This is a genomic window from Pseudomonas sp. GW823-FHT06B06, assembly GCF_058795195.1.
The window spans coordinates 91040-114927 of sequence record NZ_JBXAHO010000007.1; the positions used below are offsets into that span (position 1 = coordinate 91040).

General features: G+C 59.1%; 21 protein-coding genes. 13 read left to right on the forward strand and 8 right to left on the reverse strand.

Annotated elements, in window-relative coordinates; all coding sequences use genetic code 11:
• The first annotated feature begins 71 nt into the window (after positions 1-71).
• The 3 genes from AC1Q8Q_RS08440 to rarD all read left to right on the forward strand — a co-directional run bounded on the left by AC1Q8Q_RS08440 (position 72) and on the right by rarD (position 4181).
• Positions 72-1973 carry a PhoX family protein gene (locus AC1Q8Q_RS08440; RefSeq protein ID WP_020796038.1) on the forward strand — a complete coding sequence of 634 codons (1902 nt, stop codon included), beginning with the start codon at positions 72-74 and terminating at the stop codon, positions 1971-1973.
• A gap of 186 nt (positions 1974-2159) precedes the next feature.
• The gene (locus AC1Q8Q_RS08445) at positions 2160-3134 is read left to right on the forward strand and encodes a serine/threonine protein kinase (RefSeq protein ID WP_020796039.1); all 975 of its coding nucleotides are present in this window, start codon (positions 2160-2162) and stop codon (positions 3132-3134) included.
• Positions 3135-3293: 159 nt separating this feature from the next.
• A complete protein-coding gene (gene rarD / locus AC1Q8Q_RS08450; protein WP_083349832.1) occupies positions 3294-4181 on the forward strand; it encodes an EamA family transporter RarD in 888 nt (295 codons plus the stop codon).
• Between the two features lie 215 nt (positions 4182-4396).
• Here rarD and AC1Q8Q_RS08455 read toward each other — a convergent pair whose 3' ends face one another.
• Entirely contained in the window at positions 4397-4915 is a 519-nt protein-coding gene (locus AC1Q8Q_RS08455) for a glycine cleavage system transcriptional repressor (protein ID WP_020796041.1), read from the reverse strand.
• A gap of 535 nt (positions 4916-5450) precedes the next feature.
• Here AC1Q8Q_RS08455 and AC1Q8Q_RS08460 point away from each other — a divergent pair.
• A complete protein-coding gene (locus tag AC1Q8Q_RS08460; RefSeq protein ID WP_151143584.1) occupies positions 5451-7628 on the forward strand; it encodes a malate synthase G in 2178 nt (725 codons plus the stop codon).
• A gap of 63 nt (positions 7629-7691) precedes the next feature.
• Here the strand turns inward: AC1Q8Q_RS08460 and AC1Q8Q_RS08465 are convergent, their stop codons facing one another.
• Together AC1Q8Q_RS08465 and AC1Q8Q_RS08470 are read right to left on the reverse strand one after the other, a co-directional pair.
• Complete coding sequence (locus AC1Q8Q_RS08465; protein ID WP_492614969.1) at positions 7692-8591, reverse strand: EamA family transporter; 900 nt, start codon at positions 8589-8591, stop codon at positions 7692-7694.
• 390 nt (positions 8592-8981) lie between these two features.
• On the reverse strand, positions 8982-9440 hold the full coding sequence (locus AC1Q8Q_RS08470; protein WP_492614970.1) for a response regulator: 459 nt from the start codon (positions 9438-9440) through the stop codon (positions 8982-8984).
• A 259-nt stretch (positions 9441-9699) separates the two neighbouring features.
• On the opposite strand from AC1Q8Q_RS08470, the gene AC1Q8Q_RS08475 reads away from it, so the two are divergent.
• The 8 genes from AC1Q8Q_RS08475 to AC1Q8Q_RS08510 all read left to right on the forward strand — a co-directional run bounded on the left by AC1Q8Q_RS08475 (position 9700) and on the right by AC1Q8Q_RS08510 (position 18915).
• A complete protein-coding gene (locus AC1Q8Q_RS08475; RefSeq protein WP_492614971.1) occupies positions 9700-11634 on the forward strand; it encodes a putative nucleotidyltransferase substrate binding domain-containing protein in 1935 nt (644 codons plus the stop codon).
• 10 nt (positions 11635-11644) lie between these two features.
• Complete coding sequence (locus AC1Q8Q_RS08480) at positions 11645-12352, forward strand: 3'-5' exonuclease (RefSeq protein WP_492614972.1); 708 nt, start codon at positions 11645-11647, stop codon at positions 12350-12352.
• Between the two features lie 207 nt (positions 12353-12559).
• The gene (locus AC1Q8Q_RS08485) at positions 12560-13078 is read left to right on the forward strand and encodes an RNA polymerase sigma factor (protein WP_033045381.1); all 519 of its coding nucleotides are present in this window, start codon (positions 12560-12562) and stop codon (positions 13076-13078) included.
• Complete coding sequence (locus tag AC1Q8Q_RS08490) at positions 13075-14049, forward strand: FecR domain-containing protein (protein ID WP_492614973.1); 975 nt, start codon at positions 13075-13077, stop codon at positions 14047-14049. The genes AC1Q8Q_RS08485 and AC1Q8Q_RS08490 overlap by 4 nt, the downstream gene beginning before the upstream one ends.
• A 247-nt stretch (positions 14050-14296) precedes the next feature.
• A complete protein-coding gene (locus AC1Q8Q_RS08495; RefSeq protein ID WP_168759051.1) occupies positions 14297-16732 on the forward strand; it encodes a TonB-dependent siderophore receptor in 2436 nt (811 codons plus the stop codon).
• Positions 16733-16804: 72 nt separating this feature from the next.
• A complete protein-coding gene (locus AC1Q8Q_RS08500; RefSeq protein WP_168759052.1) occupies positions 16805-17935 on the forward strand; it encodes a PepSY-associated TM helix domain-containing protein in 1131 nt (376 codons plus the stop codon).
• On the forward strand, positions 17932-18111 hold the full coding sequence (locus AC1Q8Q_RS08505) for a hypothetical protein (RefSeq protein WP_020796051.1): 180 nt from the start codon (positions 17932-17934) through the stop codon (positions 18109-18111). Before AC1Q8Q_RS08500 ends, AC1Q8Q_RS08505 begins: the two co-directional genes overlap by 4 nt.
• A gap of 174 nt (positions 18112-18285) precedes the next feature.
• Positions 18286-18915, forward strand: a complete 630-nt coding sequence (locus AC1Q8Q_RS08510; protein WP_033045382.1) for a glutathione S-transferase — start codon at positions 18286-18288, stop codon at positions 18913-18915.
• 29 nt (positions 18916-18944) lie between these two features.
• On the opposite strand, the gene rloA2 is transcribed toward AC1Q8Q_RS08510, so the two are convergent.
• On the reverse strand, positions 18945-19451 hold the full coding sequence (gene rloA2 / locus AC1Q8Q_RS08515; protein WP_020796053.1) for a retropepsin-like aspartic peptidase RloA2: 507 nt from the start codon (positions 19449-19451) through the stop codon (positions 18945-18947).
• 274 nt (positions 19452-19725) lie between these two features.
• Between rloA2 and yihG the strand changes: the two genes are divergently transcribed.
• Positions 19726-20613 carry a 1-acylglycerol-3-phosphate O-acyltransferase, YihG family gene (yihG, locus tag AC1Q8Q_RS08520; RefSeq protein ID WP_020796054.1) on the forward strand — a complete coding sequence of 296 codons (888 nt, stop codon included), beginning with the start codon at positions 19726-19728 and terminating at the stop codon, positions 20611-20613.
• A 1-nt stretch (position 20614) separates the two neighbouring features.
• On the opposite strand, the gene AC1Q8Q_RS08525 is transcribed toward yihG, so the two are convergent.
• The 4 genes from AC1Q8Q_RS08525 to AC1Q8Q_RS08540 form a co-directional block, all read right to left on the reverse strand.
• On the reverse strand, positions 20615-21202 hold the full coding sequence (locus AC1Q8Q_RS08525; RefSeq protein ID WP_151143597.1) for a DUF2780 domain-containing protein: 588 nt from the start codon (positions 21200-21202) through the stop codon (positions 20615-20617).
• Positions 21203-21465: 263 nt separating this feature from the next.
• Positions 21466-22665, reverse strand: coding sequence for a formaldehyde dehydrogenase, glutathione-independent (gene fdhA, locus AC1Q8Q_RS08530; protein WP_020796056.1), 1200 nt, complete (start codon positions 22663-22665; stop codon positions 21466-21468).
• A 201-nt stretch (positions 22666-22866) separates the two neighbouring features.
• Entirely contained in the window at positions 22867-23724 is an 858-nt protein-coding gene (gene purU, locus AC1Q8Q_RS08535) for a formyltetrahydrofolate deformylase (protein ID WP_020796057.1), read from the reverse strand.
• Complete coding sequence (locus AC1Q8Q_RS08540; protein WP_020796058.1) at positions 23721-23882, reverse strand: hypothetical protein; 162 nt, start codon at positions 23880-23882, stop codon at positions 23721-23723. Before AC1Q8Q_RS08540 ends, purU begins: the two co-directional genes overlap by 4 nt.
• Between the last annotated feature and the right edge of the window lie 6 nt (positions 23883-23888).

Here is a 23888-nt window from a genome sequence, read left to right on the forward strand (position 1 = left end):
GCAGCTCCTACTGCAACAAAAGCTTCATCACCCACCATTAAGGTGACTGCAAAATTCGCAGGGAGCCTGATGTGAGCCTATTAGAAGAAAACCAGTCCACCGACCTCGAACAGATGGTCGGCCTCAGCCGTCGTGGCTTTATCAGCGCAGGCGCCTTGTGCGGTGCCGCCATGTTCCTCGGCGGCAACCTGCTGAGCCGCAGCGTACTGGCCGCCAGCGTCAGCGCCGGCACCAGCCAGTTGCTGGGTTTCGAAAGCATTCCCGCCGCGACTGCCGACGCGATCAGCTTGCCCCCCGGCTACAAATCTTCGGTACTGATCAGTTGGGGTCAGCCCCTGCAGAAAAACGGCCCGGCGTTCGACATGAGTGGCAACGGCACCGCCGAGCATCAGGAAGTCCAGTTCGGCGACAACAACGATGGCATGAGCCTGTTTGCCTTCCCGGATGACAACAATCGGGCGCTGATGGCGATCAACAACGAATACACCAATTACCGCTACCTCTACCCCCACGCGGGCATGCCGCAATCGGCGCAGGAAGTGCATAAGGCCCTGGCTTGCGAAGGCGTGTCGGTAATCGAAGTACAGCGTGAGAATGGTCATTGGCAGTTTGTGCAGGGCTCGCGCTATAACCGGCGCATTCACGGTAACTCGCCGATCCATCTGAGCGGCCCGGCCGCCGGTCACGAACTGTTGAAAACCCGTGCAGATGCACAAGGTAAAACGGTCCTCGGCACGTTCCAGAACTGCGCCAACGGCAAGACGCCATGGGGCACCTACCTGACCTGCGAAGAGAACTTTACCGACTGCTTTGGCAGCAGCGATGCCGAACAGAAATTCGATGCCGCACAGAAACGCTACGGCGTGGTGGCAACCAGCAAAGACATCAACTGGCATCAACACGACTCGCGCTTCGACATGGCGCACAATCCCAACGAGCTCAACCGTCATGGCTGGGTCGTCGAGATCGACCCGTTCGACCCGCAGTCGACCCCGGTCAAGCGCACTGCACTGGGCCGCTTCAAACATGAAAACGCAGCCCTGGCTGAAACCACAGACGGCCGCGCCGTGGTTTACATGGGCGACGATGAGCGCGGCGAATTCATCTATAAGTTCGTCAGCCGCGACAAGATCAATCACCAGAATCCCAAGGCCAACCGCGATCTGCTGGACCACGGCACCTTGTACGTGGCACGTTTCGACGCGGGCGACGGCAATGCCGATCACCCCAAGGGCCAAGGGCAATGGATCGAATTGACCCATGGTAAAAACGGCATCGACGCCAGCAGCGGTTTTGCCGACCAGGGCCAAGTGCTGATTCACGCGCGCCTGGCAGCCAGCGTGGTGAAGGCCACGCGCATGGACCGCCCGGAATGGATTGTCGTCAGCCCCAAGGACAGTCAGGTTTACTGCACCCTGACCAACAACGCCAAGCGTGGCGAAGAAGGGCAACCGGTAGGCGGGCCAAACCCGCGCGAGAAGAACGTCTACGGGCAGATCCTGCGCTGGCGCACCGACCGCGACGACCACGCCTCGAACACCTTTGCCTGGGACCTGTTCGTGGTCGCCGGCAACCCGCAAGTGCACGCCGGTACGCCGAAGGGCGGTTCGTCGAACATTACCCCGCAGAACATGTTCAACAGTCCGGATGGCTTGGCGTTCGATAACGCTGGGCGGCTGTGGATTCAAACCGACGGCGATTCGAGTAATGCCGGTGACTTCGCCGGCATGGGCAACAATCAGATGCTCTGCGCCGACCCGACGACCGGCGAGATCCGTCGGTTCATGGTCGGGCCGATTGGTTGTGAGGTAACGGGGATCAGCTTTTCGCCGGACCAGAAGACCTTGTTCGTCGGCATTCAGCACCCGGGGGAGAACGGCGGTTCGACCTTCCCTGAGCACTTGCCGAATGGAAAGCCGCGGTCTTCGGTGATTGCCATTTCGCGTGAAGACGGAGGGGTCGTCGGCGCCTGATCGGCCATCATCGCGGGCAAGCCCGCTCCCACAGGTTTAGTGAACGACACAAATCACTGTGGGAGCGGGCTTGCCCGCGATGGCGTCAGTCCAGACAACACACATCTCAACCCACCCCCTAAAGCAGCCCCGTCTGCGCTACCATGCCTGGCCGGACGCAGCAGCCTGCTGCGCGCAGGAGTCAGCATGGCCCACCCGTTTGAAACGCTCACCCCAGACCTCGTGCTCGATGCCGTCGAAAGCATCGGCTTTCTCAGCGATGCCCGCATTCTGGCGCTCAACAGCTACGAAAACCGTGTCTACCAGGTTGGTATCGAAGACGCCGAACCGTTGATCGCCAAGTTCTATCGCCCGCAGCGCTGGACCAACGAAGCGATTCTGGAAGAACACCAGTTCACCTTCGAGCTCGCCGAGGTCGAGGTACCGGTCGTCGCGCCGCTGATCCACAACGGTGAAACCCTGCACGAGCACAACGGCTTCCGTTTCACCCTGTTCCCCCGCCGCGGCGGACGCGCGCCGGAACCTGGCAATCTCGATCAGCTGTATCGCCTGGGTCAACTGCTCGGCCGACTGCATGCAGTGGGCTCGACCAAACCGTTTGAGCACCGTGAGGCGCTGGCGGTGAAAAACTTTGGCCATGATTCGCTGACGACTTTGCTCGAAGGCAACTTCATTCCCCGCAGCCTGCTGCCGGCCTACGAGTCCGTGGCCCGCGATCTGCTCAAGCGTGTGGAGGATGTCTACAGCAATACGCCGCACCAGAACATCCGCATGCACGGCGATTGCCACCCCGGCAACATGATGTGCCGTGATGAGATGTTCCACATCGTCGACCTCGACGACTGCCGCATGGGCCCGGCGGTACAGGACATCTGGATGATGCTGGCCGGCGATCGCCAGGAATGCCTGGGCCAGTTGTCGGAATTGATGGATGGCTACAACGAATTCCACGATTTCAATCCCCGGGAACTGGCGCTGATCGAACCCCTTCGCGCGCTGCGCCTGATGCACTACAGCGCCTGGCTCGCCCGTCGCTGGGACGACCCGGCATTCCCGCGCAGCTTTCCGTGGTTCGGCACGGAACGCTATTGGGGCGACCAGGTGTTGGCGTTGCGCGAGCAGCTCGCGGCGCTGAATGAAGAACCGCTGAAGCTTTTTTAATCCGGGATCAAAAGATCGCAGCCTGCGGCAGCTCCTACGGGTGTACACCATTCCCTGTAGGAGCTGCCGCAGGCTGCGATCTTTTGCTTTCAGAAGCGACACATCTATACAACCGCCCTACAATCCCTCCTTTGTTAGCTGCCTAAGCAAGGATTCTGCATGCAAGCCGCCAACCTGCGTCGCGGGTACATTCTGGGCCTGAGTGCCTACATCATCTGGGGACTTTTCCCGCTCTACTTCAAGGCCATCGCCAACGTGCCCGCCGTGGAGATCATCATTCACCGCGTGCTGTGGTCGGCGTTGTTCGGCGCCTTGTTGCTGATGGTCTGGAAACATCCGGGCTGGTGGCGCGAGCTACGGGAGAACCCACGTCGGCTGGCGATCCTGGCCCTGAGCGGTACGCTGATCGCCGCCAACTGGCTGACGTATGTGTGGTCGGTGAACAACGGGCGCATGTTGGAGGCCAGCCTCGGTTACTACATCAACCCCTTGGTGAACGTGCTGCTGGGGATGCTGATCCTCGGTGAGCGGCTGCGACGCATGCAATGGATTGCCGTGGGGCTGGCGGCGGTTGGCGTGGCGCAACAAGTATGGCAAGTGGGCAGCCTGCCTTGGGTGTCGCTGGTGCTGGCATTGACCTTCGGTTTCTACGGGTTGATTCGCAAGCAGGCGCCGGTCAAGGCGCTCCCGGGATTGGTGGTCGAAACCTGGATGTTGGTGCCGATAGCGCTGGCCTGGTTACTGCTCAATCCAACCGCCAGCAGCGCCCAGGCTGAATTCTGGACCACCTCCGAAGCCTGGTGGCTGGTGGCTGCCGGTCCGGTAACGCTGGTGCCGCTGGTCTGCTTCAACGCTGCCGCGCGGCATTTGCCCTACACGACCCTGGGATTCCTGCAATACCTGGCACCGACCCTGGTGCTGCTGCAGGCCGTCCTGCTGTTTGATGAGCACCTATCGTCGAGTACGCTGGTTGCGTTCATCTTCATCTGGGCAGGCCTGGCGGTTTACAGCGTCGATGCCTGGTTCAGCCTGCGCCGCCGCAGCTGATCAAAAAATACACAACTCTCTACAGGCCACGTTATCCGTGGCCTGCATAGATCCTTCCCAAGGTTATCCACAGCGTGATCCCCGCCGTTTGTGCGCAAGTTACTGAAACTGCTGGTTTTTTGATCAATCTTTGAAGAGCCACGGCCGGCGTGGCCTGGCGGGCTGTCTCTACAGGTTATCCACAGGCAGGTGCACGTTTAAACTGGATAACCTGATCAAGGTTCACTGCGCAGCACCAATTCCACCATCAGGTCGTCCGCCAGGGTTTCCAGGCGCGATTGCAGCACGTCCAGAGACAGCGTCAGGGGCACCGCCAGTATCGCTTCGGCGTGGAACAGCGGCTCGCTGCTCATGGGGGCCGGACGCACCTCCGTCACCAGCCGCTCCAGGTTCACCCCCTGCTCACTGAGCAAGCGCGTGATGTCGCGCACGATCCCCGGCCGGTCATTGCCCACCAGCTCCATGGCGATCGGCTTCCAGGTGCACGACTGTTCGATACCGCTTTCGGCGATCAAGACGCGAATGCCGTGGGACGATAATCCTTGCAGGGCGTCGACCAGTGAGTCGTAGGCTTCCGCCGGGACCCCCACCCGAAGAATCCCGGCGAATTGCCCGGCCATGCGCGACATGCGGCTTTCCAGCCAGTTGCCACCATGCTCGGCGATGCATTGGGCTATGCGCTCGACCTGCCCAGGCTTGTCCGGTGCAAAAACAGTGAGTACGAGGTGGTCCATGGCGCAGCCCTCTTTTGTTATTGAAAGAGAAGTATAGGCAAGGGTTGATTCGGCGCTGGCAGGTCCTACCTCTTCGCGAGCAGGCTCGCTCCCACAAGGTCGGCGCAGGGCTTTGTGGGAGCGAGCCTGCTCGCGAATGAGTCCCGCCCAAGAACCTGCGCAACATAAATCGTGTACAACTTTTTATATTTAACTGGAACAATCTCATGCTTTTTTGAGAACATCCTCATCCCCAGCGTGACTGCAATGCGTCATGGGGTCGCAGAACGACGTCATTAGTCTAATTTTCACAACCGCAACTCATCATGTAGTATGCCGCTGCGCGCACTACATAACGTTGGATCGATGTCCGCCACAGGCGCAGACGCATCCCTGAAAGCCCTGTCAGCAAGGCCCTAAAGCCGTTGATTGGTCCCCACCCAGCCGTCAGAAATGGCATGTACTGGTCGCAGGGTTTGTGGTTTAAATGGCCAGAGGCTTCATTGTTAAATTGAAGAGCTGAAAAGCGAAATAGCTGAGCAGAGTGAGGCAAGCAATGACTGAACACGTTCAAGTCGGTGGCCTGCAGGTCGCCAAAGTCCTGTTCGACTTCGTGAACAACGAAGCCATTCCCGGAACCGGCCTCACCGCCGACCAATTCTGGGCCGGTGCCGACAAGGTCATCCATGACCTGGCGCCGAAGAACAAAGCCCTACTCGCCAAACGCGATGATTTCCAGGCTCGTATCGATTCCTGGCACCAGGAACGCGCAGGTCAAGCGCACGACGCCGTGGCCTACAAAGCCTTTCTGCAAGACATCGGTTATCTGCTGCCAGAAGCGGCCGATTTCCAGGCAACGACGCAAAACGTCGATGAAGAAATCGCCCACATGGCCGGCCCACAGCTTGTGGTGCCGGTGATGAATGCCCGCTTCGCGCTTAACGCTTCGAACGCCCGCTGGGGTTCGCTGTACGACGCGCTCTACGGCACCGACGCCATCAGCGAGGCTGACGGCGCGGAAAAAGGCAAAGGCTACAACAAGGTTCGCGGCGACAAGGTCATCGCCTTCGCCCGGGCCTTCCTCGACGAAGCGGCGCCATTGGCGGCCGGCTCCCACGTCGATTCGACACACTACAAAATCGTTGACGGCAAACTGGTCGTCGCCCTTAAAGGCGGTAGCAACAGCGGCCTGCGCAACGACGCCCAACTGATCGGTTTCCAGGGCGATGCGGCGGCACCCACCGCGATCCTGCTGAAAAACAATGGCCTGCATTTCGAAATCCAGGTCGATGCCAGCACCCCGGTCGGCCAGACCGACGCTGCCGGTGTCAAAGACATCCTGATGGAAGCCGCACTCACCACCATCATGGACTGCGAAGACTCCGTCGCCGCCGTCGACGCCGATGACAAGGTAGTGATCTACCGCAACTGGCTCGGCCTGATGAAGGGCGACCTGGCGGAAGAAGTCGCCAAGGGCGGCAAGACGTTTACTCGCACCATGAACGCCGACCGCACCTACACCGCCGTCGACGGCAGCGAATTGAGCCTGCATGGTCGTTCGTTGTTGTTCGTGCGTAACGTCGGTCACCTGATGACCATCGATGCGATCCTCGATAAAGATGGCAACGAAGTACCGGAAGGCATCCTCGACGGTCTGGTGACTGTTCTGGCGGCGATGCACAACCTGAACGGCAATACTTCGCGCAAAAATACCCGCACCGGTTCCGTCTACATCGTGAAGCCAAAGATGCACGGTCCTGAAGAAGCTGCGTTCACCAACGAGCTGTTCGGGCGCATCGAAGACGTGCTGGGCCTGCCTCGCAACACCCTGAAGGTCGGGATCATGGACGAGGAGCGCCGTACCACGGTCAACCTCAAGGCCTGTATCAAGGCTGCCAGCGAGCGCGTGGTGTTCATCAACACCGGCTTCCTCGATCGCACGGGCGATGAAATCCACACCTCCATGGAAGCCGGCCCGATGGTGCGCAAGGCCGACATGAAGGCCGAAAAATGGATTGGCGCCTACGAGAACTCCAACGTTGATATCGGCTTGAGCACCGGCCTGCAAGGCCGTGCGCAGATCGGTAAAGGCATGTGGGCCATGCCCGACCTGATGGCGGCGATGCTGGAACAGAAAATCGCTCACCCACTGGCGGGTGCCAACACCGCATGGGTGCCTTCGCCGACCGCTGCCGCGCTGCACGCGCTGCACTACCACAAGGTTGACGTGTTCGCCCGTCAGGCCGAACTGGCCAAGCGTGCTCCTGCGTCGGTGGACGATATCCTGACCATCCCGCTGGCAGTGAACCCACAGTGGACCGCAGAACAGATCCAGAACGAACTGGACAACAACAGCCAAGGCATTCTGGGTTATGTGGTGCGCTGGATCGACCAGGGCGTTGGTTGCTCGAAGGTGCCGGACATCAATGACGTCGGCCTGATGGAAGACCGTGCGACGCTACGTATTTCCAGCCAGCACATCGCCAACTGGCTGCGTCATGGCATCGTTACCGAAGAGCAGGTGATGGCCAGCCTTAAGCGCATGGCGCCGGTGGTGGACCGTCAGAATGCCGGTGATGCGCTGTACCGTCCGCTGGCACCGAACTTCGACAGCAACATCGCCTTCCAGGCGGCTGTCGAGCTGGTGGTGGAAGGTACCAAGCAGCCCAACGGCTACACCGAGCCGGTCCTGCACCGTCGTCGTCGCGAGTTCAAGGCCAGGAACGCGCTGTAAAAAATAGTCTGCCAGACAACAATCCCCCGGCCTCACGACCGGGGGATTGTAGTTTCTGACCGGTCATTTCCTGTGGCGCAAGGCGCTTTCAGCGATGCAGTTAGCGATTTTCGGTGCACACATGAACAAGGCAATACCCAGGACCGTAAGCACAAGGGCGAACAGTTTCTCGCCCCCAATGGGTTCGTCGAGCACATACCAGGAAGTCACGATGCCGGATATCGGAATGATGATCGACAATGGGGCAACCTGGCTCGCCGGATATTTCCTGATCAAGCGGTTCCATGCCCAATAACCGAAAATCGTCGCCACATAGGCCTGGAACAGAATGGACAGCAGCACCGGAGCCTTGAATTCCGTCAATAACGCCTGGAAAGGCGCAGCCCCCCTGGCCCAGTAGGTCATCAAGTACAACGGCGCAATTGCATACAGACTCGACCAGACAACGAAGGAAAAAATGTCGATTACCTTGCTTTTCTTGATCACGACATTGCAAAGACTCCAGCACAAAGCTGCCAGCAGTATCAGAAACAGACCATGGCTCTGGCCTTGCGTCTCGGTCACATTGATGATGAACATAAGCCCCACCAATGCCAGGAGAATTCCTGCCACCTGGATCCCCGACATTTTTTCGCCGAACAACATCACCCCCCAGATGACTGTAAAAAAGGCACTGAATTGCAGGAGCAGAGAAGTCACACCGGCACTGACCCCGAGAAACATGCCGTAGTTCATCAGCCAACACATCCCGACTCCGAACAAAAAACCATATAAAGCGATAGTTGAGGAACTGATGTTTTTCGGCTTGGGAACGAAGAACACCAACGGAAAGGCGCAGAAAGTTAAACGCAAGGCCGTCAGCATATACGGATCTATACCGTCGAGACTGATATCAATGACCGAGTAGTTACTTCCCCACATAACCGTTACAACAAGAATCAGGAGCAGGTCGCGCAAATCCATTTTTATCATGTTGTGTCCTGATTATCATTCACACGCATGCAAACCAGGAAAATCGCCTTTCCCGATCAAGCCATAGTTTTTCAGGCGCATGGAAACAAACGTTCGTTCAATGGTCCTCCTCAAGGAGGTCACAAGCACGGGCGTAAACTTCAGCGTGGAATAATAAATTAATATTTTCGAATTTGATTAAAACAAAGGCTAACTATAAACAGCCACCCGCACTTCAATCATCACGACGATATCTGAAACTACAGCCGCAGCTGACAGACATTTATGAATGGATATTTCTCAACCGCGGCAGAAAAACTTCATTACACCGAATAGACGCAGACTTAACTCGAATACCTCTCCGCGTTGGCTTTCAGGCAACTATCACTTACAAATCTTTGGTTACTCAATCCCCAACTCATGTCTGACCAGTGCTAACAACTTTCCGGTATCAATCGGTTTGAGCAAAAAGTCGACCACGCTCAAATGCATCGCGGCAATGGCGTCTTTAACGTCGGCATCGCCGGAAACGATGATAATCGGCAGCGCGGCTCGTACGGTTTCACGAATCTGCCGAACCAGTTCCAGACCATCCACATTGCCCATGCGCAAATCGGTAATCAGCAGGCCAATTGAAGGTTTCTTGATCTCCGCTTCTGCCACCAGCATCTTGAGTGCGGTCTCGCCACTGGCTGCCGTCATGCAACGAATGCCGTCCAGTGCCAGAATCTCCGACAACAGTTCCCGGGCATCCTTGTCGTCGTCAACGATCAGCACCCGCTGCGGCGGCAGGTCGGGTTCCAGCATGACGTCACTGAGCGCCTGGCGCTCGGCATCACTCAAAATATCGTGGTCGGACATGGCATTCTCTACATGTTCAATTCAATTCCCTAGCACAGTGGTAAGACATCGCTAAGCACACCATCAATGTGCACTCCGTCGGATAATTTTCCAATGGGGAAAGGTGAGGTTTTTCTCACATTTAGGTAGGTTCTTTCCGACAATGCATCACTTTTCCCGCCTACCTAGACTTACGTCCAATGGGCACCCCGACCGTAGGGGTCGACCATGGGTGAGTCATCCGACAACAACAATTCAAAAAAAGACTGCGGTAATGGTTATGAGTAAAGCGGACGCCTTCACCCAGGCAGGGAAAACCGCGGTGTTGCAGAACATCCAGGGCACTTTGCAATTCCTTCAGCGCTTCCCGCCCTTCGACCAGATGGAACATGCCCACCTGGCGTATCTGGTCGAGCAATGTCAGCTGCGTTTTTATGCCCCCGGCGAGAGCATCATCAAACCCGCCGACGGCCCGGTTGAGCATTTTTACATCGTCAAACAGGGTCGCGTTGTCGGTGAACGCCCGCACTCGGCCAAGGGCGGGACCGAAACCACCTTCGAAATCACCACGGGCGAGTGCTTCCCCCTCGCTGCGCTGCTGGGGGAACGTGCAACTCGCACCGAACACCTGGCCGCCGAAGATACCTTTTGCCTACAGCTGAACAAACTTGCATTCATCAAGTTGTTCGCCATTTCCGGCACCTTCCGCGACTTTGCCCTACGCGGAGTGAGCAGCCTGTTGGACCAGGTCAACCAGCAGGTCCAGCAAAAAGCCGTGGAAACCCTCGGCACCCAATACTCGCTTAATACCCGCCTGGGCGAATTGGCCATGCGCCATCCGGTGACATGCGCCCCAACCACACCCTTGCGTGAAGCCGTGACCCAAATGCACGAGCAGCAGGTCGGCAGCATCGTGATCGTCAATGAACATAAAGCGCCGCTGGGCATTTTCACCCTGCGCGATTTGCGCCATGTCGTGGCCAACGGTATCGGCGATTTCAGCGAGGCGATCGAGCGGCACATGACCCCGTCGCCGTTTTACCTGTCTCCAGACCATAGTGCCTTCGATGCCGCGATTGCGATGACAGAGCGGCATATCGCCCACGTCTGCCTGGTCAAGGATCAGCGCCTGTGCGGTGTGGTTTCGGAACGCGATCTGTTTTCCCTGCAACGGGTCGACCTGGTTCACCTGGCGCGCACCATCCGCAGCGCCCAGCGTGTGGAAAACCTGGTGCTGCTGCGTGGCGAAATTGGTCAACTGGTGGAGCGCATGCTGGCCCACGGTGCGTCTTCGACCCAGATCACCCACATCATTACCCTGCTCAACGACCACACCGTGTGCCGGGTGATCGAGCTGACCCTGGCTGAGAAAGGCGATCCGGGCATCCCGTTCAGTTGGCTGTGTTTCGGCAGCGAAGGTCGCCGCGAACAGACACTGCACACCGATCAAGACAACGGCATTCTGTTCGAAGCGCGGGACGCGGCCCACGCCGCCGAGATTCGTGGGAAATTGCTGCCCATTGCCCATCAGATCAACCAAAGCCTGGCGCTTTGCGGTTTCACGCTGTGCAAAGGCAACATCATGGCCAGCAATCCAGAACTGTGCCTGTCGCGGGTCGAATGGGCCCGACGCTTCAGCGCGTTCATTCGCGAAGCCACGCCGGAGAACCTGTTAGGGTCGAGCATCTATTTCGATTTGCGCGTGGTCTGGGGCAGCGAGCTAGGCTGCGAACAACTGCGCCGTGCGATTCTCGACCAGGTGGCCGACAACCGACTGTTCCAGCGCATGATGGCTGAAAACGCGTTGCGAAATCGTCCGCCTGTAGGACGTTTCCGTGAGTTCGTGCTGGCGCGTAAAAATGGCGAAAAAGCCACGCTGGACCTGAAGATCCAGGGCCTGACCCCCTTTGTCGACGGGGCGCGGTTACTCGCCCTCGCCCACGGCATCGAAGCGAACAATACCCTGGAGCGCTTTCGCCAACTGGTGGCCAAAGAGGTCATCGAGCCACTGGACGGTGCGGCGTATGAAGAGGCCTATCACTTCATCCAGCAAACCCGCATGCAGCAACATCAGCTACAGACCCGGGAGAATTTGCCCTACTCCAACCGGGTCGACCCCGACAGCCTCAATCATCTGGATCGACGCATCCTGCGCGAATCCCTGCGCCAGGCCCAACGCCTGCAAAGCAGCCTGTCCCTGCGATACCAATTATGAGCTACCAACTATGAGTCTTTTTTCATGGTTGCGCCCCGCCGGCCCGAGCTTGTCCGCGGACCTGCAACAACGCCTTCAACGCCTGCCTGTGGTCCAGGGATTAAGTGAATGCAGCCTGCGCGAACAGCGCTGGGTAGTGCTCGACCTGGAAACCACCGGGCTGAATATGAACAAGGACCGGGTACTGTCCATCGGCGCCGTGGTGATCGAGGATGGCGCGATCGATTTCAGCCGGCAGTTCGAGCGCACCTTGCAGTGCGACGAACTCAAACTCGGCCCCAGTGTGCTGATTCACGGCTTGGGGCCCAGTGCAATCGCCGCCGGCAGTGACCCGGCTGAGGCGTTGCTCGAGTTCATGGAGTTTGTCGGCGATAGCCCGGTGCTGGCCTTTCATGCGCCTTTCGACCAGCACATGCTCGGACGCGCATTGAAAGAGCACCTGGGCTACAAGTTGCAACATCGTTTTATGGATGTGGCGGACATCGCCCCGCTGCTGTGTCCGCAGGCCAATATCCGCGAGGCCGGCCTGGACGAGTGGATCGATTGGTTCAAGCTGGAAGTCTTCGAGCGGCATAACGCCAGCGCCGACGCCCTGGCAACCGCCGAACTGGCGCTGATCCTGTTCAGCCGTGCACGTCAGCAGCAGATTCACAGCCCGCTGAATCTGCAGCAGCGGTTGAACCAGTGGAAGCGGCGGCAGCAAACACATTCTTTCTAACGGTCACGCCGTCCCGTGTAGGAGCTGCCGCAGGCTGCGATCTTTTGATCTTGGAAATCAAAATCAAAAGATCGCAGCCTGCGGCAGCTCCTACAGGGTCATACGACAATCTCCTGCCCGACCAACGCCGATTGCTTTCACTCCCCCGCCTCTGACACAATCGCGAACAATTCTCGTTAGTTAACATTTCCCAATCGGTGATGCTGCGTGTCGTCAGTTCCAAGCCCCCAAAGTGAGCTCGTCGGTGCGTTGTATCGCGACCACCGTGGTTGGCTATTGGCTTGGCTACGTCGCAATGTCACCTGCCCGCAACGGGCCGAGGACTTGAGCCAGGACACTTTCGTGCGCTTACTCGGGCGCGAAGAACTGAAAGAGCCGCGCGAGCCGCGGGCATTGCTGGTGGCGATTGCCAAGGGCCTGCTGTTCGACTACTTCCGCCGCGCCGCGCTGGAGCAGGCTTATCTCACCGAACTGATGCTGATTCCAGAAGCCGAACAACCGTCGGTGGAAGAACAGCAAATGATCCTCGAAGACCTGAAAAACATCGATCGCCTGCTCGGCAAGCTGTCGAGCAAGGCCCGTGCGGCGTTCCTCTACAATCGACTCGATGGCCTCGGCCACGCGCAAATCGCCGAGCGCCTTGGTGTATCGGTGCCGCGAGTGCGCCAGTACCTGGCCCAAGGCATCCGTCAGTGCTACATCGCCTTGTACGGGGAGCCGACATGAACCCGGTTAGTTCCAAACCGGTGTCGGCACAGGTGCTCGACGCTGCCATCGCCTGGCAACTGTCCCTGGACTCCGGCAGCCCTGTGGAACGCGAAGAGTTCGCCAAATGGCACGCCGCCCACGAAGAACATGCCCGCGCCTGGCGTCAATTGGGCATGCTCGACCAGCGTTTCAGCGTCGCCAGCGGCCCCGCCCGCGCCGCCCTGCTGCAATCGCGCGAAGGCATTCGCCGCCGGGTGCGCAAGCTCGGCAGCGGCCTGGCCAGCATCGTTGCGGTGTTCGGGCTGGCACTGTTTGCCGGTGAGCGCTATTTGCCGATCGATTATTGGCTGGCCGACCAGCGCACTGCCACCGGCGAACAACGCACGATTCGCCTGGACGACGGCACCCGGATCAACCTCAACACCCACAGTGCCGTGGACGTGCGCTTCGATGACAAGCAGCGGCGGGTCATCCTCCAGGAAGGCGAAATACTGATCGAGACCGGCCACGGCGACGCACGGCCGTTCATCGTTGAAACCCGCGAAGGCCGCATGCGTGCCTTGGGCACAAGGTTCCTGGTCAAGCGTGAAGAGCAAGGTACGCGCCTGAGCGTGTTGCAATCGGCGGTGGCTGCCCATCCGCAATCGAGTCCTGAAGAGCAGGTCCTGCGCGAAGGCCAGCAAATGCTGATCCGCAGCGACGGCCTGGGCCCGATTGTCGCGCTCAACCTCGGCGCCGATGCCTGGACCCGCGGCATGCTGGTAGTGGACAACGCGCGACTGGAAGATCTGGTGCGTGAAATCGGTCGCTATCGCCCTGGTCTACTGGGTGTGGCACCGGAAGTGGCCGACCTGCGGATCACCGGTAGCTTCCCGTTGCAAAACACCGACCTGGCCCTGAGCGCGCTGTTGCCAACGCTGCCGGTGCAGATTGAGCATCGTACGCAATGGTGGGTGACGGTGGTGGCGAAGACCGAGGCCAAGCCCTAAAAGGTGCTGTGTCAGTGAAGCCGCCTTCGCGGGCAAGCCACGCTCCCACAGGTTTCGTGTCGGTCACAAAATTACCGGTCAGTGCGGAACCTGTGGGAGCGGGCTTGCCCGCGGTGAGGCCATCAGATCCGCCACAAAACCCAACTTTGTTTACTGAATCGAAATTATTTCCATCCAGCCCTATCACTTTTTGATTTTCGTTCGGTACTTAGGCAATTGAGAAGTATTCACTTTCAGGAGCCGCTGTATGTCCCGTTCGTTAGACGCCTTGTTGCGCCCCGGTTTGCTGGCGCTTGCCATTGCTCTTTGCACGCCTTTGGCCAGCAGCCAATTGATCGCCGCTGAACAGGCGTCCAGCGTTCGTGCCTACAACCTGCCGGCCGCACCACTGGCCAGCACCCTGAACCAGATTGCCAGCCAGGCCGGCCTGGCGTTGTCGTTGAACCCGTCGCTGGCAGCCGGCAAGAGTTCGGCCCCGGTCCAGGGCCAGTTCGACGCTGCCGGCGCCCTGCGCGAAGCCCTGCGTGGCACCGGGCTGCAACTGGAGCAAAGCGGCGGCACCTACACCCTGGTGGCCGTGCCTGAGGGTGTGATGGCTTTGCCGGCAACCAGCGTCATCGGTGTAGAAGCAGAGACTGAAAACGCCTGGGGTCCGGTGCAAGGTTACCTGGCCAAGCGCACCGCTGCCGGCACCAAGACCGACACGGCACTGGCAGAAGTACCACGCTCGATTTCTGTTGCCACCCGCGAGCAGATGCAAGACCGTGCCGTACAGAATCTCGATGACGCTGTACGCTACATGCCCGGGGTCATTGCCAGCAGCTACGGCAGCGATAGCCGTGCCGAGTGGCTGAAAGTTCGTGGATTTGAGCCCACTCAGTTCCTCGATGGATTGCCGCTGCCAAAGGGCACTTACACCATGCCGAAAATAGAGACCTGGGACCTTGAGCGAGTAGCACTGCTGCGTGGCCCTGCCTCCTCGCTTTACGGCCAGACACCGCCTGGCGGCTTGCTCGACATGGTCAGCCGACGCCCTGATGCGTTGGCCAGCAACGAAGTGCAATTGCAAGTTGGCAGCTACGAGCGTAAGCAGATCAGTTTCGACAGTACCGGTCCGGTCGATGACGAAGGGCGTTTTTTGTACCGCGTCAGCGGTGTGGTGCGTGATAGCAACACCACCATCGAGCACATCGACGACAAGCGTTACAACATCGCTCCCAGCCTGACCTGGAACATCGATCCCGATACCACGCTGACTTTCCTCAGCCAGTACAACCGTGACGATACCGGTACCACCAGCCAGTTCCTTCCGCTACAGGGCACCAAACTGTCCTCGCCCGCTGGAGAAGTGAAGTTCCACAAGAATCTCGGTGATCCGGAATGGGAGTTCTACGACAAGACCTATTACGCGTTGGGATATGCCTTTGAGCACCGGATGAACGACGTTTGGCAGTTCCGTCAGAACCTTCGCTATACCAAGAGCGATCTGTCCTTCCAGAGCATTACCGCGGGCGGTTTCTATGGTTCGGTCGAAGACGACGGCACCCTGTCCCGGGGTGCCAACGTAGTTGACGAAGACCTCAGCCAGTTTGCCGTGGATAACAATTTCCAGGCCGATTTCGACACCGCTGCCATCAGGCACACACTGTTGCTGGGGCTGGATCACCAACGCGTCAACACCAACTACAAATGGCTGTTCGGCAACGCGCCAACCAGCAACATCACCCACCCGATCTACGGGCAGGACTTCAGTAACGTCCAATACACCGCGTTCAATGACTACAACCAGAAGACCCATGACACAGGCCTTTATGTCCAGGACCAGATGGCCCTCGACAACTGGCGCCTGACCCTGGGTGGTCGTCAGGACTGGCTGCACACGGAATCGACGTTCTACAACATGAACAATGCCAAGGACACCCGCGACGACACCAACTTCAGCGGCAACGCGGCCATCAGCTATGTGTTCGACTCCGGCTTCACTCCCTACATCTCCTACGCCGAATCCTTCCAGGCAGAAGCAGGTGGCGCCAACGGCGAGGCATTCCGCCCTGGCACCGGCAAGCAATATGAAATCGGACTCAAGTACCAACCACCGGGCACCGACATGCTGTTCACGGCTGCCGCCTATGACCTGACCCGCAAGGACATCGTACTCAGCGACACCCTGGGCGTTTCTCGCCCGCTGGGTGAAGCGAAAGTCCGAGGCTTCGAGCTGGAGGCAACCGGCAACGTCAACGAAAACCTGAATCTGACGGCTTCGTACACCTACGCCAACAGCAAGATGACCAAAGTCACCGATCCGCTGGACAAAAATCGCCCGCTGCCACTGACCCCGGAAAACCAGGCCGCGGCATGGGCTGACTACACCTGGCATACCGGTGTTCTGGATGGCTTTGGAATCGGCTTTGGTGTGCGCTATATCGGCGAAACCGACAACATCGCCATCGGCAGCATGGCCTTTGTACGCGATCCGTCAGACGGCCACAGCGATTCCTATACCGTCTATGACGCGGCCGTTCATTACGACCTGGGCCGCCTGGACAATGCACTCAAGGGCGTCAGTGTCAGCGTCAACGCCAACAACGTATTCGACAAGGAATACATCTCGACCTGTGACGGTTTCTACTGCTACTACGGCGACCGTCGCAACGTCATGGCCAGCCTTGACTACAAGTGGTAACGACTTGATCTGACACGCCCGGTACCCAGGCCGTCCTTCGAGGACGGCCTGGGTATTTCTGGAGGCTACGAAATGAAAAGTAAAACAATTCGCCGCTGGTCCTTTGTCCACACCTGGACCAGCCTGATCTGCACGGTGTTCCTGCTGATGCTGGCACTCACCGGCCTGCCGTTGATCTTTCACCATGAGATCGACCATTTGCTGGGCGATGCCGCCGAATTGAAGCAAATGCCGGCAGACACACCGCAACTGAATCTGCAACAGCTTGTGCAGGCGGCTGAAAAGCATCGTCCCGGTGACGTCATGCAGTATTTCGGTTTCGACGATGATGAGCCCAACGGCGCAATCGCGATCATGGCGGCCACCGCCGGCACCGAGCCGAACTCTTCCCACACCTTCATGCTCGACGCCCGCACCGGCGAAGCGCTGGAGATGCCATCGGCCAATGGCGGCTTCATGATGGTCATGCTGCGCTTGCATGTAGACATGTTCGCCGGGCTGCCGGGCAAGTTGTTGCTGGCGTTCATGGGTTTGCTGTTCGTCGTCGCGATCGTTTCCGGCACGGTGCTGTACCTGCCGTTCATGCGTCGCCTGAAATTCGCCACCGTGCGCCAGGACAAATCCACCCGCCTGCGCTGGCTCGACCTGCACAACCTGATCGGCGTGGTGACCCTGACCTGGGCCCTGGTGGTCGGCGTAACCGGCGTGATCAGTGCCTGCGCCGACCTGTTGATCGCCGCGTGGCGCAACGACAGCCTGAGCGCGATGGTTGCGCCGTATCGCGATGCGCCCCCGCTGTCGCAACTGGCGTCGGCTACACGTTTGCTCGATATCGCCAAGGAAGTCGCACCCGGCATGCAACCGGACTTCATTGCCTTTCCCGGCACGCGGTTCTCCAGCGAACACCATTACGCTGTGTTCATGAAAGGCAGCACGCACCTGACCTCGCACTTGCTGACACCGGTGCTGATCGACGCCAGCACCCTGAAAGTCACCGCCGTGGCCGAGCGTCCCTGGTACATGGACGCCATGGGCATGTCGCAGCCTTTGCATTTCGGTGACTACGGCGGCATGCCGATGCAAATCCTCTGGGCCACCCTGGATGTGCTGACGATCATTGTGCTCGGCAGTGGCGTTTACCTGTGGGTGGTGCGGCGCAAGGCGGTGAAACCCGTACTGGAGAAAGCGGAGAGCGTGGCATGAGGCCCCGCCAGTCGAGTTTCTGGAAGGTGTTCGCCACCCCAACTGTTATCGCCTTGTTCAGCGCGGGCGGGTTATTTGCCGCGTTGCTCGGCGATGGCGTTTGGGATGCCCTGAGCTGGCTTGGATTAGGCATCCCTGCCGTCCTCGCCCTGCGCGGCCTCCTGCAATGCCGGTAACGGACATCCCCCTGTAGGAGCGAGCCTGCTCGCGAAAGCGGTGTGTCAGAGAGCATTGATGTCAACTGACACGGCCTCTTCGCGAGCAGGCTCGCTCCCACAATTGAATGTGATCTTGAGCTCTCGCCTCCACACGTTATGCTGCGTGACACCGCCACCAACCGAGTCACTGCCATGTCCACCCCGAGCATGACCCTGTACCACAACCCCCTCTCCCCCTTCGTCCGCAAAGTCATGGTGCTCTTGCACGAAACCGGTCAACAGGACCGCGTTGCCCTACAGAATTGCGTGCTCACACCGGTTGATCCGGACCAGACCCTGATCGACGACAACCCCTTGAGCAAGATCCCCGCCCTGCGACTGGCCGATGGCAGCATCATCCACGACAGCCGGGTGATCCTCGACTATCTGGATCACCAGCACGTCGGCAACCCGCTGATCCCCCGCGAAGGCTCGGCCCGCTGGCGGCGCCTGACACTCGCCTCCCTGGCCGACGGCATCATGGACGCCGCGGTACTGGTGCGCTACGAAGTCGCCCTGCGCGCCCCGGAAAAACACTGGGACCAATGGCTCGACGGCCAGCGCGACAAAATCCGCCGTGCCCTGGCGTTGCTGGAAAAAGATGCGATGGCCGAGCTGGCCAGCCATTTCGACATCGCCGCGATCGGAGTGGCCTGTGCGTTAGGGTATCTGGATTTGCGCCATCCGGACCTGGACTGGCGATCGGCCAATCCGCAGTTGGCGGCGTGGTATTTCGAGGTGAGTCAAAGGCCTTCGATGTTGGCGACGATGCCGAAGGTTTGATGAAGCTACACCAACACCCTGTGAACCGATCAACAATCCGGCTTGTCCGCCGTAAACCTGCGAGCCGGATTCACCGCCGCGCCAAACTCGCGCAAGGCCTTGGCGCCGATCAACAATGGGTAATTGAAGCTACTGCGATCGGTGAGGTTAACCTCGACCGTGCGTTTGACATTGCCCAGGCACAACTCCAGATCCACCACCGGTCGCTTGGTGGGCGCGATCACTTCGCTGTCATCTTCGTCCTCTTCGGAACGGGTCTTGATCTTGCTGATCCGCGCGACCTTGTGTTCGTAAACCTTATTGCTCGCGCCCTTGGTGGCGAGACGGAAGCGCACCCAGTCTTCGCCGTCGCGGGTGAAGGTTTCGATGTCCTTGGCCGACAGCGACGCGGTCAGGGCGCCGGTGTCCATCTTGGCCTTGAGCACTTCGCCGCCGATTTCCGGTAGCGCGATGTATTCGTAGCGACCGTACAGGGTCGGCTCGGCGGCCATGACCGGCAGGGCGATGAGTGAAAACAGTGCAAGAAGGGATTTCACGTACGGGGAGTCCTTGAGAGATGGGCAGCGCAATTTTAGACCGTTGTCGAATAGATCGTTCCCACGCAGCGCAAAGGATTGCCTCAACGTACGCTCTGCGTTCGGCCCCTGATTTGGGACGCAGCGCGTCCCGGGCTGCATTCCCACGCGGAGCATGGGAACGATCGGTGTCAGGAGGTTAGCGCGTCAAAGGTGAAACATTCGTCACCGGTGATTTGGCCTGTCGCCCGAAGCTGCTTATCATGGCGCGCCCAAACGCTTCCAAGAGTTCTTTATGCGCCGCCTGCTCACCGGCTGTTTTGTCACATTGCTGCTGTTACTTAACACCCTGGTCCTGATCGGACCCTTGATGGTGTTTGCCCTGCTCAAGCTGGTCCTGCCCGGCCGCTTTCGCGATTATGCGTCCTGGGTGGTGATGTGGATTGCCGAGACCTGGTCGGAAATCGACAAGCTGATCTTTCGCCTGTGCATTCCCACCCGATGGGATATCCGCGGCGGTGACGATCTGCGTCGTGACACTTCGTATCTGGTGATCAGCAATCATCAGTCCTGGGTCGATATCCCGGCGCTGATCCAGACGCTGAACCGACGCACACCGTTTTTCAAATTCTTCCTCAAGAAAGAACTGATCTGGGTGCCGTTCCTCGGCCTGGCATGGTGGGCGCTGGATTACCCATTCATGAAGCGCTACACCAAGGCTTTTCTGGCGAAGAACCCGGAACTGGCCGGCAAGGATCTGGAGATCACCAAACAGGCCTGCGAACTGTTCAAGCGCCAGCCCGTGACCGTGGTCAACTATCTGGAAGGCACTCGCTACACCAGCGCCAAAAGCACCCAGCAACAATCACCCTTCACTCACCTGCTCAGGCCCAAGGCCGGTGGGGTAGCCTTTGTGCTGGCAGCGATGGGCGAACAACTGGATGCCATTCTCGACGTCACCGTGGTCTATCCACAGCAAGCGATTCCGGGGTTCTGGGACTTGATCAGCGGCAACGTTCCGAGGGTCATCATTGACATCAAGACCCGCGAACTCGACCCGGCGCTTTGGCAGGGCGACTACGAAAACGATCCACTGTTTCGCGAGAAAGTCCAGAACTGGGTCAACCAGCTCTGGAACGAGAAGGACCGGCGTATCGACGATTTGCGCGCCGAGAGTCGCTGAATCAGCTACCGGTGCTGGTGCCGAATCCTGTGCCTGTGCCTGTGCCTGTGCCTGTGCCCCAGATGCTGCCCAAGCTACTCAGCAGGGAACCGCCGACGCCTTGTTGACCTAGGTACTGCAGGATCACCGGGGTAAACATCCCGATCATGCCGGTGTCCATGCCCAGGGCGCTGAAGGCGTTGTTCAGGTCATTGGTGTCCTTGACGTTGCCCAGGGCGTTATCCAGCCCTGCGGCCTTGCCGCTCGAACCGAGCAAACCGGCGAGCGCCCCCAACTCTCCCCCACCCGAGAGAATGTCGATGCCCGGCACGCTTTTGGCCAGCTCCGAATAATCGGTCGAACTCAGCTGATTCTTCGCCAACCCAAGCATCGCCCCGGCGCCGCCGACGGCTTGCTCTGGCGTGATGTTCAATTGGGTGAGCGCGCCCAGCAGGTCTGCTGTCTCAGAGGTCGGCGCAGCCTCCGTGGCCGCGTTGCCCTTCATGCCGGAAATGGCACTGGCCGCATCGCTCAGGCTGAATTGTGCAAAAGCCGGGCTGACCACCAGGGTCATGAGCGATGCCAGGACAAAACCGCGTGAAATCTTCATTCAGACATCCTCTTGCGTCGAGAAAAAACACCCGGCTTTCGGGCGCAAAGCTGCCGGTTTGACCGGGTAGCCGCGGGCATGTTCCTCAGGCCTGCATCCATTTCTCATCCGTTCGTCACAAAGGAGCCCTGAAGCCTGCGGCAATATCAGATTTTCAAACGAAAAAGTGATGTGCACACGCAGCTCTAAAAAACGCGCATTGAGCAAATGCAACTTACAAAAAAAGGGCGATCCAAGATCGCCCTTTTTTACCTATACAGCGTTTACGCCGCGCTGAACAACTTATGCGGATCAATCACAAATTTCTTCGGCACGCCCGCATCAAACTCGCCATACCCTTCCGGCGCCTGATCCAGGCTAATCACCTGCACACCCACCACTTCAGCAATGTTGATACGGTCCCACATGATCGCCTGCATCAGCTGGCGGTTGTACTTCATGACCGGGGTCTGGCCGGTGTGGAAGCTGTGGGATTTGGCCCAGCCCAGACCAAAGCGAATGCTCAGGCTGCCCATTTTCGCGGCGGCGTCCACGGCGCCCGGGTCTTCGGTGACGTAGAGACCTGGGATACCGATCTTGCCGGCTACGCGTACTACGCCCATCAGCGAATTGAGCACGGTGGCCGGAGCTTCGTGTTTCACGCCGTCATGGCCGTGACCGCGGGCTTCGAAGCCTACGGCGTCGATGGCGCAATCCACTTCTGGCTCGCCCAGCAGTGCGGCGATTTGCTCGTGCAGTGGAGTGTCAAGGGACAGGTCGGCGATTTCGAAACCCTGGGCCTTGGCGTGGGCCAGGCGCACGGTATTGACGTCACCGACGATTACCACCGCCGCACCCAGCAGGCGAGCGGAAGCGGCCGCCGCCAAGCCGACCGGGCCAGCACCGGCGATGTATACGGTGCTGCCTGGGCCAACGCCGGCGGTCACTGCGCCGTGGTAGCCGGTCGGCAGGATGTCGGAGAGGCAGGTCAGGTCGCGGATTTTTTCCATCGCGCGATCGCGGTCCGGCAGTTTCAGCAGGTTGAAGTCGGCGTAAGGCACCATCGCGTATTCAGCCTGGCCACCGGTCCAGTCACCCATGTCGACGTAACCATAAGCACCACCGGGACGCGCCGGGTTAACGCTCAGGCACACGCCGGTATGCATTTCCTTGCAGGAACGGCAGCGCCCGCAAGCCACGTTGAACGGAACAGACACCAGGTCGCCGATCTGCAGGTTCTCGACGTCGCTGCCCTTCTCGATCACTTCACCGGTGATCTCGTGACCCAGGACCAGGCCGGTTTGCGCAGTGGTACGGCCGCGCACCATGTGCTGGTCGGAACCACAGATATTGGTGGAAACCACGCGCAGGATGACGGCGTGGTTGATTTTCCTGCCGCGCGGGTCCTGCATTTTCGGATAGTCGATTTTCTGTACTTCGACCTTGCCAGCGCCGAGATACACCACACCACGATTGCCAGACATGCTTTCACCTCGCTGTTGTTTTTATGGAACCGCGTTGCCCAGGCAGGCAGCGCGTTAAGTGCTCGGGTACAGATGCTGTTTCTTGTGTTGCCTGTTATGGCCTCTTCGCTGGCAAGCCAGCTCCCACAGTGATCCGGGATAAATATCGGATGTGTGAACGACACAAAACCCTGTGGGAGCGGGCTTGCCCGCGATAGCGGTCTAAAGAACGACGGTTCTATTGGCGTTCAAAAACACTCTTCTCTCAATGTGATAACCGACCGCCCGCGCCAGGGTCAGCCCTTCGATATCGCGCCCCTTGGCGATCAGGTCTTCCGGGTAATGACTGTGATCCACCACCTCGACGCCTTGGGCGATGATCGGTCCTTCGTCCAGGTCGTTGTTGATGTAGTGCGCCGTGGCACCGACCAGTTTCACGCCTTTGTTGTAGGCCTGGTGATAGGGTTTGGCACCCTTGAAACCCGGCAGCAGGGAGTGGTGGATGTTAATCGCCCTGCCGTCGAGCTTGCGGCACAGCTCCGGCGACAGCACCTGCATGTAGCGGGCAAGGATCACCAACTCGGCACCGGACTCCTCGATCACCTGCAAGACCTGACGCTCTTGGGATGGTTTGTCGTTCGGGTCCAGCGGGAAATGGTAGTACGGGATCTGGTGCCAGTCGGCCAGCGGCTTGAGGTCCGGGTGGTTGGAGACCACGGCGACTACGTCCATCGACAATTGGCCGATGCGTTGGCGGTAGAGCAGGTCGTTGAGGCAGTGATCGGCCTTGGAGACCATGATCACCACTTTAGGCCGGTAATGCGGCGGCGTCAGTTCGAAGACCATGCCGAAAGATGCACCGCGTTCAGCGAGGCCTGCGCGAAACGACTGTTCGTCGAAACCCTCCGGCTGGCGGAACTCCACCCGAATGAAGAAACGGCCCGAGAGCCGGTCATCGAAGGAGTGGTGCTCGGTGACGTAACAGCCCTGCTCGAACAGAAAGCGCGTCACCGCGTCCACGGTGCCGAGCACGCTGGGGCAGTCGGCGGTCAAGATCCATGTGTCTGGGGCGCGGCTCATAGTGCGGTGACTCCTGAGGCATCGATAAACGAAAGCTGCATCTTGTGGGAGCGAGCCTGCTCGCGATGGACGTTAACGATAACGCGTATTTCCTGAATCAACGCGTTGCCCTCAAGTTCATCGCGAGCAGGCTCGCTCCCACAGTTGATCGCCTCCATGACTGG

Bases quoted from the DNA above. Each gene is read 5' to 3' on its own strand.
- AC1Q8Q_RS08445 (WP_020796039.1), top strand. From the start codon at position 2,160: ATGGCCCACCCGTTTGAAACGCTCACCCCAGACCTCGTGCTCGATGCC.
- rarD (WP_083349832.1), top strand. From the start codon at position 3,294: ATGCAAGCCGCCAACCTGCGTCGCGGGTACATTCTGGGCCTGAGTGCC.
- AC1Q8Q_RS08455 (WP_020796041.1), bottom strand. From the start codon at position 4,915: ATGGACCACCTCGTACTCACTGTTTTTGCACCGGACAAGCCTGGGCAG.
- AC1Q8Q_RS08460 (WP_151143584.1), top strand. From the start codon at position 5,451: ATGACTGAACACGTTCAAGTCGGTGGCCTGCAGGTCGCCAAAGTCCTG.
- AC1Q8Q_RS08465 (WP_492614969.1), bottom strand. From the start codon at position 8,591: ATGGATTTGCGCGACCTGCTCCTGATTCTTGTTGTAACGGTTATGTGG.
- AC1Q8Q_RS08470 (WP_492614970.1), bottom strand. From the start codon at position 9,440: ATGTCCGACCACGATATTTTGAGTGATGCCGAGCGCCAGGCGCTCAGT.
- AC1Q8Q_RS08475 (WP_492614971.1), top strand. From the start codon at position 9,700: ATGAGTAAAGCGGACGCCTTCACCCAGGCAGGGAAAACCGCGGTGTTG.
- AC1Q8Q_RS08480 (WP_492614972.1), top strand. From the start codon at position 11,645: ATGAGTCTTTTTTCATGGTTGCGCCCCGCCGGCCCGAGCTTGTCCGCG.
- AC1Q8Q_RS08490 (WP_492614973.1), top strand. From the start codon at position 13,075: ATGAACCCGGTTAGTTCCAAACCGGTGTCGGCACAGGTGCTCGACGCT.
- AC1Q8Q_RS08495 (WP_168759051.1), top strand. From the start codon at position 14,297: ATGTCCCGTTCGTTAGACGCCTTGTTGCGCCCCGGTTTGCTGGCGCTT.
- AC1Q8Q_RS08500 (WP_168759052.1), top strand. From the start codon at position 16,805: ATGAAAAGTAAAACAATTCGCCGCTGGTCCTTTGTCCACACCTGGACC.
- AC1Q8Q_RS08505 (WP_020796051.1), top strand. From the start codon at position 17,932: ATGAGGCCCCGCCAGTCGAGTTTCTGGAAGGTGTTCGCCACCCCAACT.
- AC1Q8Q_RS08510 (WP_033045382.1), top strand. From the start codon at position 18,286: ATGTCCACCCCGAGCATGACCCTGTACCACAACCCCCTCTCCCCCTTC.
- yihG (WP_020796054.1), top strand. From the start codon at position 19,726: ATGCGCCGCCTGCTCACCGGCTGTTTTGTCACATTGCTGCTGTTACTT.
- AC1Q8Q_RS08525 (WP_151143597.1), bottom strand. From the start codon at position 21,202: ATGAAGATTTCACGCGGTTTTGTCCTGGCATCGCTCATGACCCTGGTG.
- fdhA (WP_020796056.1), bottom strand. From the start codon at position 22,665: ATGTCTGGCAATCGTGGTGTGGTGTATCTCGGCGCTGGCAAGGTCGAA.
- purU (WP_020796057.1), bottom strand. From the start codon at position 23,724: ATGAGCCGCGCCCCAGACACATGGATCTTGACCGCCGACTGCCCCAGC.
- AC1Q8Q_RS08540 (WP_020796058.1), bottom strand. From the start codon at position 23,882: ATGGAGGCGATCAACTGTGGGAGCGAGCCTGCTCGCGATGAACTTGAG.